The organism is Bradyrhizobium sp. USDA 3240, from assembly GCF_054063295.1.
Window position 1 is genome coordinate 7661076 of sequence record NZ_JBSSGD010000002.1, and the last position, 15742, is coordinate 7676817.

Annotated in this window: 15 protein-coding genes; 14 read left to right on the plus strand and 1 reads right to left on the minus strand. The window is 63.0% G+C overall.

Annotation, left to right across the window (positions count from 1 at the left end):
• The first annotated feature begins 118 nt into the window (after positions 1–118).
• From ACVIGA_RS36625 to ACVIGA_RS36640, 4 genes are read left to right on the plus strand one after another with little or no spacing between them, the layout of a single operon-like run.
• The gene (locus tag ACVIGA_RS36625; protein ID WP_456669834.1) at positions 119–1603 is read left to right on the plus strand and encodes an aldehyde dehydrogenase family protein; all 1485 of its coding nucleotides are present in this window, start codon (positions 119–121) and stop codon (positions 1601–1603) included.
• Positions 1600–2988: a transaminase gene (locus tag ACVIGA_RS36630; protein WP_456669835.1), complete on the plus strand. Its 1389-nt coding sequence runs from the start codon at positions 1600–1602 to the stop codon at positions 2986–2988. The genes ACVIGA_RS36625 and ACVIGA_RS36630 overlap by 4 nt, the downstream gene beginning before the upstream one ends.
• Positions 2988–3785, plus strand: coding sequence for an SDR family oxidoreductase (locus tag ACVIGA_RS36635; protein WP_456669836.1), 798 nt, complete (start codon positions 2988–2990; stop codon positions 3783–3785). The genes ACVIGA_RS36630 and ACVIGA_RS36635 overlap by 1 nt, the downstream gene beginning before the upstream one ends.
• Before the next feature lie 53 nt (positions 3786–3838).
• Positions 3839–4609: an SDR family NAD(P)-dependent oxidoreductase gene (locus ACVIGA_RS36640; RefSeq protein WP_456669837.1), complete on the plus strand. Its 771-nt coding sequence runs from the start codon at positions 3839–3841 to the stop codon at positions 4607–4609.
• Between the two features lie 105 nt (positions 4610–4714).
• Here the strand turns inward: ACVIGA_RS36640 and ACVIGA_RS36645 are convergent, their stop codons facing one another.
• Positions 4715–5251, minus strand: a complete 537-nt coding sequence (locus tag ACVIGA_RS36645) for a LabA-like NYN domain-containing protein (protein ID WP_223968751.1) — start codon at positions 5249–5251, stop codon at positions 4715–4717.
• 2825 nt (positions 5252–8076) lie between these two features.
• On the opposite strand from ACVIGA_RS36645, the gene ACVIGA_RS36650 reads away from it, so the two are divergent.
• The 10 genes from ACVIGA_RS36650 to ACVIGA_RS36695 all read left to right on the plus strand — a co-directional run bounded on the left by ACVIGA_RS36650 (position 8077) and on the right by ACVIGA_RS36695 (position 15734).
• The gene (locus ACVIGA_RS36650; RefSeq protein ID WP_456669838.1) at positions 8077–8292 is read left to right on the plus strand and encodes a hypothetical protein; all 216 of its coding nucleotides are present in this window, start codon (positions 8077–8079) and stop codon (positions 8290–8292) included.
• A gap of 81 nt (positions 8293–8373) precedes the next feature.
• Entirely contained in the window at positions 8374–8589 is a 216-nt protein-coding gene (locus ACVIGA_RS36655; RefSeq protein WP_456669839.1) for a hypothetical protein, read from the plus strand.
• 68 nt (positions 8590–8657) lie between these two features.
• Positions 8658–9164, plus strand: coding sequence for an A24 family peptidase (locus tag ACVIGA_RS36660; protein ID WP_456669840.1), 507 nt, complete (start codon positions 8658–8660; stop codon positions 9162–9164).
• A gap of 1 nt (position 9165) precedes the next feature.
• Positions 9166–10128 carry a Flp pilus assembly protein CpaB gene (gene cpaB, locus ACVIGA_RS36665; RefSeq protein WP_456669841.1) on the plus strand — a complete coding sequence of 321 codons (963 nt, stop codon included), beginning with the start codon at positions 9166–9168 and terminating at the stop codon, positions 10126–10128.
• Positions 10129–10256: 128 nt separating this feature from the next.
• Positions 10257–11324 carry an AAA family ATPase gene (locus ACVIGA_RS36670; protein ID WP_456669842.1) on the plus strand — a complete coding sequence of 356 codons (1068 nt, stop codon included), beginning with the start codon at positions 10257–10259 and terminating at the stop codon, positions 11322–11324.
• A 32-nt stretch (positions 11325–11356) separates the two neighbouring features.
• Positions 11357–12778, plus strand: a complete 1422-nt coding sequence (locus ACVIGA_RS36675) for a CpaF family protein (protein ID WP_456669843.1) — start codon at positions 11357–11359, stop codon at positions 12776–12778.
• Positions 12778–13704 (plus strand): type II secretion system F family protein, encoded by a 927-nt coding sequence (locus ACVIGA_RS36680; protein WP_456669844.1) that lies wholly within the window; start codon positions 12778–12780, stop codon positions 13702–13704. The genes ACVIGA_RS36675 and ACVIGA_RS36680 overlap by 1 nt, the downstream gene beginning before the upstream one ends.
• Entirely contained in the window at positions 13701–14609 is a 909-nt protein-coding gene (locus ACVIGA_RS36685; protein ID WP_456669845.1) for a type II secretion system F family protein, read from the plus strand. Before ACVIGA_RS36680 ends, ACVIGA_RS36685 begins: the two co-directional genes overlap by 4 nt.
• An 18-nt stretch (positions 14610–14627) precedes the next feature.
• Positions 14628–15266 (plus strand): methyltransferase family protein, encoded by a 639-nt coding sequence (locus tag ACVIGA_RS36690; protein WP_456669846.1) that lies wholly within the window; start codon positions 14628–14630, stop codon positions 15264–15266.
• Between the two features lie 27 nt (positions 15267–15293).
• The gene (locus ACVIGA_RS36695; protein WP_456669847.1) at positions 15294–15734 is read left to right on the plus strand and encodes a hypothetical protein; all 441 of its coding nucleotides are present in this window, start codon (positions 15294–15296) and stop codon (positions 15732–15734) included.
• The last annotated feature ends 8 nt before the right edge of the window (positions 15735–15742 follow it).

The window sequence follows — 15742 nt, forward strand, 5'->3', positions numbered from 1 at the left end:
GCCGCGGCGACATCCACCTATCGGTTGATTGCTGCCAAAGCCTTGATTTGGCGAGGATTGCACCATGCCAGCGGTCTCCGGTCGGGAGCCGCTTTTGTCACCGTCATGATGATCCCGCATGCAGCAAGCCCAGATCGATCTGTTACGCTCGGCCGCCATTCCGGCCCAGCAGCTCTTCATCGGCGGCCGGCCGGTGCAGGCGATTGGCGAGGCGCGGCTCGATGTGGTGTCACCGATCGACGGCAGGGTGCTGACGACCATTGCAGATGGCGATGCGGCTGATGTCGACCTCGCGGTGAAGCGGGCACGGCCGGCCTTCGAGCAGGGAAGCTGGTCGCGCGCGGCACCAGCGCAGCGCAAGAAAGTGCTGCTGCGGTTCGCCGATCTGATCGAGCAGTACGCGCTCGAGATCGCGGTGCTCGGTGTGCGCGACAACGGCACCGAAATCAGCATGGCCTACAAGGCCGAACCGCTGTCGGCCGCCGGCACCGTCAGGTACTACGCCGAGGCGATCGACAAGGTGTATGGCGAGATCGCGCCGACCTCAGGCGACGTACTCGGGCTCGTGCATCGCGAACCGCTCGGTGTCGTCGGCGTGATCGTGCCGTGGAATTTCCCGCTGATGATCGGGGCGTGGAAGATCGGTCCGGCACTCGCCGCCGGAAATTCGGTCGTGGTCAAGCCGCCGGAACTGGCCTCGCTGGCACTGCTGCGGCTCGCCGAGCTAGCGAGCGAAGCGGGTCTGCCGGACGGCGTGCTCAACGTCGTCACCGGCCGCGGTGCATCGGCCGGCGAGGCGCTCGCGCTGCATATGGATGTCGATGTGCTGGCCTTCACCGGCTCGGGCGCGGTCGGCCGCCGGCTGCTGGAATGCTCGGCGCGGTCGAACCTGAAGCGGGTTCACCTCGAGCTTGGCGGCAAGTCGCCCAATATCGTGTTTGCCGATGTGCCCGACATCAAACATGCGGCCAAGGTCTCCGCGAACGGCATCTTTCGGAACTCGGGCCAGGTCTGTGTCGCCGGCTCGCGGCTGCTGGTGCAGTCCGCGATCTATGACCGCTTCATGGATGCGCTGCTCGACGCGACCGGAAAGCTCAGGGTCGGCGATCCCCTCGAACTGACGTCGGATATCGGGGCCGTTTCGAGCCCGGCTCAGTTGCGCAAGAATCTCGATGCGGTTGCCCGCGCGGAAGCGCAGGGCGCGAAACGGCTGACCGGCGGCGAGCAGATCCGCGTCGAGAGCGGCGGCAACTTCATGGCCCCCGCAATCCTCACCGAGGTGACACCGTCGATGGAGGTTTGGCGCGAGGAGGTGTTCGGCCCGGTGCTGACGGTGACGCGGTTCGACGGCGAGGAGGAGGCCACAGCGCTCGCCAATGCGACACCCTATGGACTTGCGTCGGCGGTGTGGACCGGAAGCCTGTCAACGGCGCATCGCATGGTGCGCGCCATCAGGGCCGGTGTCGTGCACGTCAACGCCTATGGCGGCGCCGATATCACGGTGCCGCTCGGCGGCTTCAAGCAATCCGGCTTTGGACGCGACAAGTCACTGCACGCCCTCGACGCCTATACCGACCTCAAGACCGCCTGGATCGCGCTATGACATCAACAACTACTGAGCGCGCAGGCGTTCTGAACCGCTTGCTCGATGCCGAGCAGGAACGCTTCCGGGCACTGCATCCGCGATCGGCGGCGGCCTGGCAGCAAGGCCGGCAGCACTACCTCTATGGCGGCCCGTCGCATTGGATGCGGCGCTGGGCCGGCGGCTTCCCTGTGTACGCCGAGGAGGCGCAGGGCGCGCATATCAGGGATATCGACGGCCGCGACTATATCGATTTCTGCCTCGGCGACACCGGCGCCATGTGCGGGCACGCGCCGGAGGCGGTGACGGAGGCCGCGCTGCATCAGCTCAAGCGCGGCGCGACCATGATGCTGCCGACGGAGGACAGTCTCTGGGTTGGCGCCGAGCTGTCGCGCCGCTTCGGTCCGAAATACTGGACGCTGACGACGTCGGCGACCGACGCCAACCGCGCCGCGATCCGCATCTCGCGCATGATCACCGGCCGGCGCAAGGTGCTGGTGTTCTCCGGCTGCTACCATGGCGGCGTCGAGGAGGCGCATGTCGAGATCCGCGACGGCCGCGTCGGCCTGCGCAACATGATCCATCCCAACGGCATCGATCATGACGCCGTGAGCCGGGTGGTCGAGTTCAACGACGTCGCAGCACTCGAGGCGGCGCTGGCGCAGGGCGATGTCGCCTGCGTGCTGACCGAGCCGTTGATGACGAATTTCGGCATGATCCCGGTCGACCCCGGTTTTCACCAGGCGCTGCGCGACCTGACCCGCCGCGCCGGCACCGTGCTCATCATCGACGAGACGCATACGCTGTCTTGCGGACCGGGCGGCTACACGGAGAGCCACGGGCTCGATCCCGACATCTTCGTCGCCGGTAAGGCGATCGCGGGTGGCATCCCCGCCGGCGTGTTCGGTCTCAGCCAGGAGATCGCCGAGCGGCTCTGGAAGCTCGTCCCCCATGTCAATCCGCGCGAGCGGCAGTCGGCGCATCTCGGTTTCGGCGGTACGCTCGCCGGTAACGCGCTGACGGTCGCCACCATGCGCGCGGTGCTGGAGAAGGTCCTGACATCAGCGAATTACGAACGGATGATCGGAACCGCGACCTGGCTCGCGCAGGAAGCCCGCCGGCTGATCGAAGCGGCCGGGCTGCCCTGGCACGTCACGCAGATCGGCGCGCGTGCCGAGATCATGTTCATGCCACGCCCGCCGCGTAGCGGCGCCGACGTCATCGCCGGCCGGCAACCGGATCTCGAGACCCTGCTGCATGCGTTCTACATGAACGAGGGCATTCTGGTGACGCCGTTCCACACCATGCTGCTGATGTGTCCGGCGACGTCGGGGCGGGACGTGGACAGGCATACGACGGTGTTCGCGCAGTTCATCGATCTGCTGCGCGGCGCGGGAGCAATCTGATGCAGACGCCTCCGTTCAAGCTCGACGGCCGGGTCGCCATCGTCACCGGCGGCGGCCGCGGGATCGGTGCGGCCATTGTCAAGCGCCTCGCGCAGGCGGGCGCAACCGTGGTGATCGCCAACCGGACGCTTGACGTGGCCGGGGCGCTGGCGCGCGAACTGGCGGCCGATGGGCGGACCGCGCATTGCGTCCCGTTCGACAAGCTGGACCGTAGCAGCTTGCGGGCGATGGTTGACGACGTCGCGACCAGATACGGCCGGCTCGATATCGTCGTGCACAATGCCGGTGGTTGTCCGTGGGCCTCGCTTGACGAGCTCGATGAAGCGAAGCTCGACGAGACGCTGGGGCTGAATCTCAACGCCAGCATCTGGCTCGCGCAGGCCGCAATTCCGCATATGCGCGCTGTCGGCTTAGGACGCATTCTGGTGACATCCTCGGTCTCGGCGCGGGTCGCGATGGGCGGTGGCGCGCATTACTCGGCGGCGAAGGCCGGCGTCAACGCGTTCATCCGCGGCGCCGCCTTCGAGCTCGCGCGCGACGGCATCACGGTCAACGGCGTCGAAGCCGGCTTCATCGAGAAGCCCGGCCGTGGCACCATGAGTGCGCCGGAGAACAAGGCGAAGCTCGAAGGCTTCATCCCGATGGGGCACATGGGGAGCGCCGACGACATCGCCTGCGCGATGCTCTATCTCGCTTCCACCGAGGCCAAGTATGTCACCGGGCAGACCATCGTCGTCGACGGCGGCTCGACCTTGCCGGAGACCGGATTTGCCGTCGAACGGCAGTGGGGGCTCTAGATGAGCATGATCTTTTCGGAAAACCGGTTTCCACTTCTCCGGCTCACGCGCTGATGCCGCGGCTGGACGGAAAGACGGCGCTGGTGACCGGCGCGGCCACCGGGATCGGCCGGGCCACGGCGGCGTTGCTAGCGTTGAGCGGCGCGCGCGTCGTGCTGTTCGGGCTCGGTGATGCCGAGCTTCAGGCCGCCGCAGCGGAGTGCGGCGGGCAGGTGGTCCATGGCGACGTCACGCGTCCGGACGACGTTGCCAGCGCCGTCGCCGCCTGCGGCGCGTGGCTCGACATCGTCGTCAACGCGGCCGGCCTGATCGTGCCGGATCAGCCCGCCAGCGTTTCCGACGAGGTCTGGGCCAGGACGCTCGACGTCAACCTCACCGGGACCATGCGGATCTGCCGGGCATCCTTGCCGCTGCTCCGGCAGCGCGGCGGGGCGATCGTGAATATCGCCTCGGTTGCCGCGTTCAATGCCAGCCCGGAGAGCGCAAGCTACGCCGCCAGCAAGGCGGCCGTCGTCGCCTATACGCGTTCGCTGGCCTACGCTCATGGCGCCGACGGCATCCGCGCCAATGCCGTGGCGCCCGGCTGGGTACGAACGCCGATGAGCGCCTATGAGATGCAGCTGCTCGCCGACCAGAATGGCACCACCGCCGAGACCGAGTTTCGCGGCGTCGAACGGCGGATCGCCTTGGGGCGGATGGCCGAGCCCGCCGAGATCGCGGCGTGCTGCCTGTTCCTGGCCTCCGACGAGGCGTCGTTCGTGACCGGAGCGGTGCTGGTCGCTGATGGCGGCGGCCGCTCGCCGACGCAAAACCGCGCCGTGTAGAGCCAGGACTGCGCGCTGGCTGGCGAGCCGCCGGACCGGACCACTTCGCCCTCGACCGTGCCGCGCGCGTCTCCATCCGATCTCCGCCGGAAGGCGCTCGCAACGTCACTCCGGCGCTATCGGATGCGCTGGCCGCTCGATCGATGGCTTGAGGCCTTCGAGTTCAACGAAGGCATCGGCGTGTCTGCGAAGCTCATCGGCGATCATCGGAGGCTTCGTCCGAATGCTGGAAACGACGGTGACACGTACGCCCCTCCGCCTGACGGCTTCGACAACGGCTCGCAGGTCACCATCGCCGGAGAACACGAACGCATGGTCGATGCGGTGCGCGATCTCCATTGCGTCGACCGCGAGCTCGATGCCGATGCTGCGCTTCATTCGCCTCCGTCCATCGCCGTCGTCATGCTGCTTGGCGGCCTTTCTCCTCACCGCATATCCGTTGTAATCGAGCCAATCCACCAGCGGGCGAAGGCTGCTGAACTCGTCGTCATCCCTCACGACCGTGTAGAAATATGCGCGGACGATTTGCCCATGCTTGCCGAACTCCAGGAGCAATCGCCGGAAGTCGACTTCAAAGCCGAGGTTCTTGACCGTCGTGTGCAGATTCGCACCGTCAATAAATAGTGCTATGCGATCGGTCATCCCAAATCCCCATGACGCCCGGATCATTTGCCTTTTTGCTCTTGTTCCAAGAATTTCAAGGCGCAACGCGGGCGCCTTTTCTTAAATGCCGTCGCTAAAATCACTTATTCTAAGACAAGGACTCGGTCGGGAAAAAGCAGAAACTTGAGCGCCGTGGTCATCACGTTGATCGTGCGCTTATTGATAAAGAAGCCACGCGGCCGTCCGAGTGCAGACGAACCAATCGAGTCAAACAACAATGCTCGCCGCCCCCCGACGCGCGCGCATCCAGCCAGCAAGAGAATTGCCCGCTATGGCGCTTTGATGGCATCGGTTGCAATGACCGGGTGTGCTTATCTCCAATTCGGATGTCTGTGGGCCTTCGGAACAACGGTCCTCTCTTCGTCGGCGAAAGCGTCCGTAGGCGTTGTGGCCAGAAAAATTGTATCCAAAAATCAATCCAAAGTACTGTCGTCCAATCCTGCCGACGCGAAATTTCGAGATACCACTTTTTTGCAATGCGGGCTTTGTCGCTACAAACTCGCCGGTTGCTTGATCGGCCGCCGGAGGTGGCGACTTGGCCGAAGCGCGCGCAATGCCTTGCCGTCCTTGCGCTCTGCATCCCGTTGGCCTGTTGCGGGGCCGCGCGCTAGGTCATCGAGGAGGAGGCGGAGCCGGCCGCGGTCAGCCTGAATGGCGTGCTCGCGGATTGCCGCAGCGCCTTCCCAGATCAGATCGCAAAGGCGGAGCGAGGGGGTCCTCGGAGACGTCTTCCGACCATAGCTCGGAGGTATTGAAGCCGATGACGCGGATCGGTTGGAGTGCTGGCCTGAGATCAGGTCCTCGATAACTGTGTCCAGGTCGGTCGCCTCGGGGATCGGCCTCGCGCCACGCGCGGCCGATCGGACCGAAGTCGTCGGCGACAAGATAAACACTCAGACGTCCTTAGATACTGGGCTGGCTCGGCGCACCCGCTGCTTCTACGCCCGGTGCACCGCGGTCGGCTAACAGAAGTAATGGGACAGGACGCGGGAGATGCACCGAATCGTATCAGCGCGCAAAGGACGGCCCCTAGCGAGGAGGACACGCTGGGGCCGGGCTTGCGCTTTGGGCGAATGTTGCACGAGAAGGTGCCGAGTACTTGCTGCGATCTCGTCGCGCTTAATGAGGGACGGACTCCGCGTGGAACTTCCGCAAGTTCGCCGCGAATTGGCGGGCGACCTCCGGCGGGATCTCGAGCGACTTTCGCGTGATGGGCATGGCCTAATGCTAACGCACAACAACGCCGACAAGCTTAGATACGTGCTGGCGGCGTGATCTAATTATGGGAAGGGTTACTACCGAAGGGGTATGTGCTGTCGCCTATGCGAATAAATTAGTCTTCTGCAATATTTCTCCGCGAGTCATAAAATTCAACTTCTACGTTCACCGCCTTACGGGAGCCAAGGTGAAGCGCGCGATCGACGTTCTCGAGGTACCGGCGAGCTGACCCATGAGCGATGATGATCTTTCCTCAAGATACGGCTGCGGTTTGGCCGTCTGTTTCATCGCGATCGGCCTCTGGCTACTCATTTTTGTCGGCGTCGAGATTGCGAAGTATTACTATGGGTGAGCGCGATGATGCCCGGCCCTGGCGAATTATTGATATCGCCACGGGCGAAACGAACGGGACTACCCCCTGCGGTCCTGGCTGTACACTGAAGGGCAGAAACGAGTGGTTTTCTCGGGGATAGACTAAAAACACTCCCGGTCCTTATGTCTACCAACTCGGCCGGGAGAAAGAATGGCGCGTCGGTGCGCCGCCCGCGCCGGGGTCGTTCGCGTTTTGAGGTTTGCTTTCTCATTGGCAGCGCGGCTTTAAGACCGATTGACCGCAGCAGATTGTCCAACCCGCTTCCGCTGCAGGTTTTTGCCTCGACCGTTCGTCTCGGCTTTTCGTCCTGGGGGGCTTGATATTGCCTATCTGCGCCCGGCTCGCGGATTGCCGCAGCGCCTTGCCAGATCAGATCGCAAACGCGGAGGCGAGGGCGTCCTGTGTGACAAAGGCGACCGACCTCGTCCGCCGATGCTGCCTTCTCCAGTTGCTCGATCGGGAGAATGCCCTGCACAAGGCGTTGGCAGGGTCGGTTCAAGCAAGGACAATATCCCAGTTGGAGCGAAACGCGCAGATGCAGAAGCTCCATTCGCAGTTCCTCGATGAAGAGCGCGGCAGGCAATTGGCAGCGCCGGCTGACGCGAGCAGGTCGCCGCTGGCGGGTCGCGCAGTGGCGACAATCGAACCCCGAGAGCTGCGGGCGGCTCGGAGGGATTTCGAGACCTCGAGCGTTGATAGTGGGCTCCGGGGAAAGATCGGTAGATCGGGATTGTGAGGTAGCGGACGCCGTTTTCGCAGGATCTTGCTCAGCATGTATTCTGAGGCGGAGTATACGGTGGCCGCAACGCAAGAGCCTGGAATATTGAGAGCTCTTCGCTCAAACGTGTGATCCTTGCGAATGCCGATCTCAGCGGGAAGAACTGGCAGATCGGGATCGTAAGCTCGTCATTTGGGGCGTTAGTTTCCGGGAATCGTACTCAATTCTGTACTGTGGGACCGTCACCGTATTCGCACGGGGGAGGCCGTCCGCAATATCTTGAAGGAACGGATTCCCTGTAAAAATAAGGGATTCTACACGCTGTCTTCGGAGCGCAGTGGCTAAGCAGGGCTGTCGACCGCGACACGGTAGGGTTAATAATCGATTACCAATCGACAGGTTTCTTGCTTCAGATTATAAGCAGTTCCTAGTTGGCCCCGGATTTTGCCCGCCAACATATTTATGTAAATTAATCGCAAAAAGGGATATTTTCCTATGCTGAAGCTTTATGTCCAGACCACCGAAGCCTTTAAGCGTCTTGCCTCGGACAAGGACGGCGTTGTGTCGTTCGAATACGTGATCGTCGCCGCTTGCATCGTCGCCGCAGTGGCCGCTGCGTTCGGTACCGGCACTACCACGGGTATCGGCAAGATCCTGAGCGATTCGATCACCAAGATCAGCACCGCCGTCGGCAACGCGGTCAGCGCTTAACTCCGACAGTTGAATGCTGTCGGCAGATTATTCGGCCGACAGCAATCAACCAGATTTGCAAGCCTGAAGGAGGCTTCTCCTATGTTGCAATCTTATATCAAGATCACCGAGGGGTTGAAGCGTCTGCGCACGGACAAGGACGGCGTCGTGTCGTTCGAATACGTGATCGTCGCCGCTTGCATCGTCGCTGCAGTTGCTGCTGCGTTCGGTACCGGTACCACTGCTGGTATCGGCAAGATTCTGAGCGATTCGATCACCTCGATCGGCACCGCGGTCAGCAACGCGGTCAGCGCTTAAGTCCAGAAGGACGGAGCCCCGGAGGGGGGCATTATTCTGTGCCCCCCCTTCTCTGAGGCACATATTTTATGAATTGGATTGCGTCCACGACCTCGTGTCTGGAAATCGCATTGTTGTTCTATGTCGCAACGATCGATATCGCGACACGGTTGATCCGAAACGAAATCTGTCTGGCGCTGGCGTTCCTCGGGATCGTCGGTCAATTGACCAGTCCGACGCAGATCGGCCAGTCGCTGATTGTCGCCACAATTCTGCTTCTGGTTCTCTTCGTGATCTATCAGCGGGGAGCGATCGGCGGCGGCGATGTCAAGTTGCTGGTTGCCCTGGCGATCGGTCTGCCGCTGACCGGTGTGATCGAGTTGCTGACAGCGACCGCATTGGCCGGCGGCGTTCTGGCCGCGGTGCATCTGATAATGCGCCGCTTGCCAACTCCGCGACTGGCGCCCGCCGGATCGTCGCTTGCGCGGCGGGTCTACGCAGTCGAGCGCTGGCGGCATTTGCGGCATGCACCGCTGCCTTACGGGGTCGCGATCGCATGCGGCGGTATTTGGACCATTTTGAGCAAGGGATTTTGACATGTCATCCGCTCTGCGCATCTCCATCATTATGGTGCTATTGCTCGCGGCCACGGCGCTCGGGATGATCGCCTTCAACTTGAACCGGCCGAAAGACCAGGTTGCGGAGGGGGTCGCGGAAAAGCCGATCGCGGCACCGTCGACAGTAGGCTATTTTGTCACGACACGTCCGCTACCGAAGGGGACACTGGCGCGCGATGAAGATTTTGCCGTGCGCCAGGCGGCACCGAGCCGTGTCCCCGTCGGAGCGATCCTTGAAACGCCCGACGCCAAGGCCGGACTTCCCGGTTCGCTGGTTCGCAAGTTCGTCGACGCCGGCAGCGTCATTACCCTCGACGATATCCTGCGTCCGAAAGACCGTGGCTTCCTCGCCAGCGTCCTGGCGCCGGACAGCCGCGCTATCAGCATCAAGGTCGACGAGGAGACCGGTGTCTCCGGTTTGATCAGGCCGGGCGATAACGTCGACGTGGTCTTGACCCAGGTGTTCGAGAAGGCGGATCCAGTGAAGCGGGCCGTCAGCGAAACCGTGCTGTCGAACGTCCGCGTGATCGCGATCGACCAGGAGATTGCGCAGGGCGGTCGCCCCATTACCAACGCTGTCCCGGGCAAGACGGCGCAAACCGTATCGCTCGAGCTTAAGCCGGATCAGGTCAAGAAGGTCGCCGTCGCTAAGCAGCTGGGAACGCTCTCGCTCGTCATCCGCGCTGCGGCCGAGCAGTGGGACAAGACCGACACCGGTGCGACATCGAGCTGCGACGTGTCCCCCGAGTTGGCGCGCCAGAGTGCGGTTGCCGGCCAGAGCACCACGGTGGCGATCTATTCCGGGACCGGGGTCAAGCAATATTCGGTCAGGAAGCAGGATGCTGATGATGACGCCCGTGCGAACTGCGACGGGGCGCTCGCGGCTGAACCGCAGACGACAGCGGCGGCCGGTGACGTCGGCAAGGGACCGGAGAAGCGTTGATGAGCATGGCAGTCGTGGAACAACCCGAAGGCACGGCGTCCCTTGTTGCGCGCAACCGTATCGTCTGCTTCGTCAACGACGAGCTGAGTGCTGCGGCGCTGCGCAAGGGCCTCGAGGGCAGCAATCTGGTGATCCGGCGCGGCACCATCCGTCACGCGACACGGATGCTTGAGACCGACACGGATCTGACCGCGCTGGTGACCGACATCAGCGGCATCGATGATCCCTTCACCGAGCTGGAGCGCCTGGCCAGCGTCTGCCCGCCAGATGTGCGGGTATGCCTGATCGGCGAGAACAGGGAAATCACCTTCTATCGCGAACTGATGGAGATCGGCCTTACCGAGTACCTTCCGACGCCGATCACGCGCGATATGGTCCTGGACCAGCTGCGTCCGAAACTGCTTGGCGACGTCGCACCCGTTCACAATGATCGCGGCGGACATGTGGTCTCGATCTGCGGTGCGCAGGGCGGCGCCGGCGCGACCAGCGTCGCGATCAACCTCGCGCTGCAACTGGCCGAGACCACCAAGGCGAAGGTCGCGCTGCTCGACCTGCATTTGCAGGGCGGCGAGACCGCGGTAATGCTCGGTGTACGCCCCGGACCGGGCCTGCGCATCGCGCTCGAAAACCCGATGCGGGCCGACACGCTGTTCCTGGAGCGCGCGGCAATCGACGTTAACGATCGGGTTTGCCTGATTTCCGGGGACGAAGAGCTCGATGCGAAGCTCGACATCACTGAGGCGGGCGTGCGGCACGTGATCGGCCTGCTCCGGCAGCGGTTTAACTACGTCGTTGTCGACGTGCCGGTGCCGTTCCCGGCATCGATCTATCCGGTCATCCAGATGTCACGCCACGTGCTGGTCCTGCTGGAAGCCGAGGTGACCGGCCTGCGCAACGCCCATGCGCTGCGCAATGCTGTCACCAACATCGCCGGCAAGGACCGCGTCTTTACCCTGCTCAATCGCGCCGATCGCGCCGGTGGCCTGCCGCGGGCGACGATCGTCAAGGCGTTGGGTGCCGAACCGGACATGATTATTCCGGATCTCGGCAAGGGCATGACCCAGGCCGTCAACCTCGGCATTCCCGCGCTTAAGCACGTGTCCAAGCTGCGGCGTCACCTCGCCCCGATCGTGCGGGAGATCACCGGCGTTGGCGCCATGAAGAAGGCAGGCTGGAAGAGGTGGCTCAGGCTATGAAAAAGTTCGGACGGCGCGCAGACGAAATGCCAATGCGAATGCCTGCGGCAGTGCCGGACGCTTCGGCCGCGGCGCCGACCGTGCGGCCGGTGCAGCCTCCATTGTCGCAGGTGGAACCCAGCGTAGCATCATCGGCGCCGAGCCTGTTTGCAACGGCGCCGAGGCATGAACCGCCTCTTGAACAGCCTTCCACCCATCATCCGGTGATGTCGGCGTCGCTGCGCGAGCGGGTTATCGAACAGATCGAGCCGTCGGTCGCCACGACCGTCTCCCGCGACGTGCTGCGGCGGCAGATCGAGGAGATCATCCACGGCATCGCCAATCAGGAACGGCTGGAACTGTCGGGCCGCGAGCAGCTCTTCCTCGCGGAAGAGATCGCCGATGACATGACCGGCTACGGGCCGCTTCGTCCGCTGCTGCTCGACGAGACGATCAACGACATCATGATCAACGGGCCGAGCAATGTCTATGTCGAGCGGGCCGGCAAGCTCGAGCGGGTCGCGGTCCGCTTCCGCGACAACGACCATATCGCCTCTGTTGCACAGAAGATTGCTTCACAGGTCGGCCGTCGCGTCGACGAATCCAGCCCGATGGTCGACTGCCGTCTGCCTGACGGAAGCCGCGTCAACATCATCCTGCCGCCGCTGGCAATCCACAGTCCCTGTATCTCGATCAGAAAGTTTCCGAGCCGGCGGTACAATATCGCCGGGATGATCGAAAACGGAACGATGAATGCAGCCATTGGGCAGTTGCTGGAGATCGCATCCCGCTGCCGGCTCAACGTTCTGGTCTCGGGCGGCACCGGTTCGGGCAAGACGACGCTGCTCAATGCCCTCAGTCAGTTCATCGACCACAGCGAGCGCATCGTCACCATCGAGGACGCGGCCGAGCTCCAGCTTCAGCAGCCGCATGTGATCAGCCTGGAGACGCGGCCTCCGAGCCTCGAAGGCACCGGACAGGTGAATCAACGAGATTTGCTGTGGAACGCGCTGCGTATGCGGCCAGACCGTATCGTCGTGGGCGAGGTGCGCGGCGCCGAGGCATTCGACATGCTGCAGGCGATGAATACCGGCCACGACGGCTCGATCTCCACCGTGCACGCCAACAGCACGCGCGACGCGCTGACCCGCGTGGAAAACATGGTGCAGATGGGGCAGGTCAATCTGCCGTCGCGTGCCATTCGCTCCCAGATCGTCGCCGCCCTCGATCTCATCGTGCAGGTCGAGCGCATGCGGGACGGGCAACGCCGCATCGTGCAGATCAGCGAGGTGATCGGCCTCGAAGGCGAAGTGATCACCACCAACGACATTGCGCTCTTCGAGTACAAGGACGAAGACATTCACGGGCGAATCTCGGGCACCTATCGGTCCACTAATGCGGTCCCGAAATTCAAGAGCCGCCTCGTCTATTTTGGGCTTGATAGAGCCTGGGCTGAAGCGATGAGGCAGATCTGATGTCGACGCCTTTGATGATCGTCCTGGTGCTGCTGCTGTGCGCGACCGTCAATGCGCTGTGGCTTGATTCGCGGCAGCGCCGAATGGATCGCCAGCTCGAGATCGCGCTGCCGACGGCTGAAGCGGCGACCCTGGTGTCGATCCGCCGTGCGGCCAAGACGTCGCGTTGGCGGACGCTCAATCGCTTTGCGAATTATCACCCCCAGATGGTGTACCCGGTGCGCTCGATCTATGTGCTGCTTGGGGCAGCGCTGGCCGCGTTTGGCGTCATCTACCTCAACGGATTTCTGCAATTTCCCGGCCTCTATGGTGGTATCGCCGCGGCGGTCGTTGCCGTCATGGTGGTGCGTGGCCTGTTCGGATGGCAGCAACGAAAATTCGCAAATCAGCTTTTCCAGCAGCTTCCCGACACAGTCCAGCTGGTGACCAGTACCGTCCGGTCGGGATTGCCGGTTCACGAGGCGTTTCGGACCATCGCCCGGGAGATGCCGCAACCGACATCCGGGCAGTTTGCCATCGTCTGTAACGAGCTGAATATGGGCCGATCGCCGGAGGAGGCGGTGGAAGCCGTGTATCAGCGAACGCTGGTACCGGAATATGCGATGTTCGCGGTCACGCTCGCGGTGCAATTGAAAACCGGCGGCAGCCTCGCGGAAACGCTGCAAACGCTGGGCGAGACGGTCAGTCAGCGGGTTGCGCTGGCCGGCCGCGCCAGGGCGCTGGCGGGCGAGGTGATCTTTTCCTCGCGCGCGCTCACCTTCGCGCCGGTGGTTATCGGCGGGCTGCTCTACTGGATCAATCCGCAGTCGGTGGATCTGCTGTTGTATGATCCACAAGGCAACGTGCTGCTCGCCTATGCGGCGTGCTCGGTCCTGCTGGGCCATTTCGTGATCCGCTGGATGGTCAGAAGGGAAACCACGCTATGACGGGTGTTCTCGGTCTTGCCACCCTTGCCGTCGCGATTATGGCGGCGACCTGCCTCCTGGTCATCCGCGAGATCCATATCCGCGCCCTGGACGCCCGCGTCTCGAACGCAGTGCTCGGCATTCCTGACCGATCGATCTCGTCGAACGATTTGGTCGGCTGGCTTTCATCGGTTGGCTCGCGCTACCGACGCTTCTACGCACAGGAGAACGTCGACCAGTTGCGCATGGTGCTGCAGGCGGCAGGCTTCAATCACTATCGCACGCTGCCGATCTGGATCGGCTTCAAGACGGTCAGCTCGTTTGCATTCCCGATCGCGGCCTTTACTGTCGCGCAGCTGCTCGGAAGCTCGTTCACCGACGTGATGATCTACACGCTGTGCGGCCTGGCGTTCGGGATCATGATCCCGCGCGTGATTCTGATGGTCCTGAAACGCCGCTTCGATGCCGCCATCCGGGCCGGAACGCCCGATACAATCGATCTGCTGGTGGTGTGCAGTGAGGCGGGCATGGGTCTGGAGAGCGCGCTCGAACGCGTCGCGGAGGAAATGCGGGAGACCAATCCTGCCATCAATCACGTGCTGCGCGGACTGCTTGATGATCTGCGGATCCTGCCCAACCGCGCCGATGCATTCGAGAAGCTTGCCGCCACGTCGGACGGCATGCGCCGCTTCGGCACCATGGTCAGCCAGAGCCTGCAATACGGCACGCCGCTCAGTCAGGCGCTGCGCAGCATCGCGGTCGACCTCCGCCGGGAGCGCATCACCAAGCTCGAAGAGCGCGCGCACAAGCTCGGCGCCAAGCTCACCGTTCCGATGGTGCTGTTCCTGCTTCCCGCGATGTTCGTCATTCTCGGCGGGAGCCCGTTCCTGCATCTCATCCGTACATTCGCCAGCATCGGTAAGTAAGCCATGAGTACAAGTGCAATGACCGTGCCGACAAACCTGGGTTACGACCGGATCACCCGGTTCCTGGGCAGCGCCTGGTTCCTGCTGCTCGGACTGATCGTGACGATCAAGCTCGGCACGACTGCCGGTCAACCCTGGCCGTCGCTGGTGTCGAGCTTCTGCACCGCGGTGTTCTACCTGATGCTGTCGCTGCTGCTGCTGATCCGGGCACCGGCAAAGGCGCAGGCCGAAGGCCTGCTGCCGAGCATCGCAGCCTTCGTCGGGACCTACTGGCCATGGACGATCACGTTCTTCGACAGGACCGAAGGCGAGGTCGCGAACCTGATCTCGACGGTGTGCGTGCTGGCCGGCATGATCATGATCCTGGTCACCATCCGGCATCTCGGACGCTCGTTCAGCTTGGTGCCGCAGGCGCGCTCGGTGGTGCAGAGCGGACCGTACCGCTGGATCAAGCATCCGCTCTATCTGTCCGAAGAGATCGTGTTCGTGGGCGTGGTGCTGCAGCATTTAAGCTGGATGACCGTCGCCCTGCTGGTCCTGCATATCGGCATCCAGGTGTGCCGGATTCACTACGAAGAGGACGTGCTTCGGCGCACGCTTCCGGAATACGCCAGCTACGAGACGTCGCGCTGGCGACTGATCCCCTATGTCTGGTGAGTAGCCATGTACAGCCGGAAGATCCGTGTGAGACGCAAACGTTCGCTGATCCGCGATCAGCGCGGCGCCGTCGCGTTCGAGATGCTGTTCGTCTTCACTAGTCTGATGATCGGGATCCTGGTGCCGTTCGCCGATCTTGCGGTCGCCTGCTACCAGTATGCGACGGCATGGGACGCGCTGCGCGCATTCGGGCAGTCCATTCAGTACTCACCGCCGCCGGACGTGACGAGCACCTCGACCTGGGCGTCGACCGCAATCGCCAAGGCCGATAGCCGCTACCCAATTCAAAGCTTCCAGGTGATGTGCGGCACTGCCGTGTGCTCCAGCACCAACACCGTGTCGCCAAAGTTCTATTCCTACAGCACGACGGTGACCTTGAACCCGATGGTGCTGAGATCGGTGCTGTGCAACAGCGGTAATGGCAATACCTGTGCGTTCACTCTGCCTTATACCGAACGGTTTCAATAGGAGGGTCC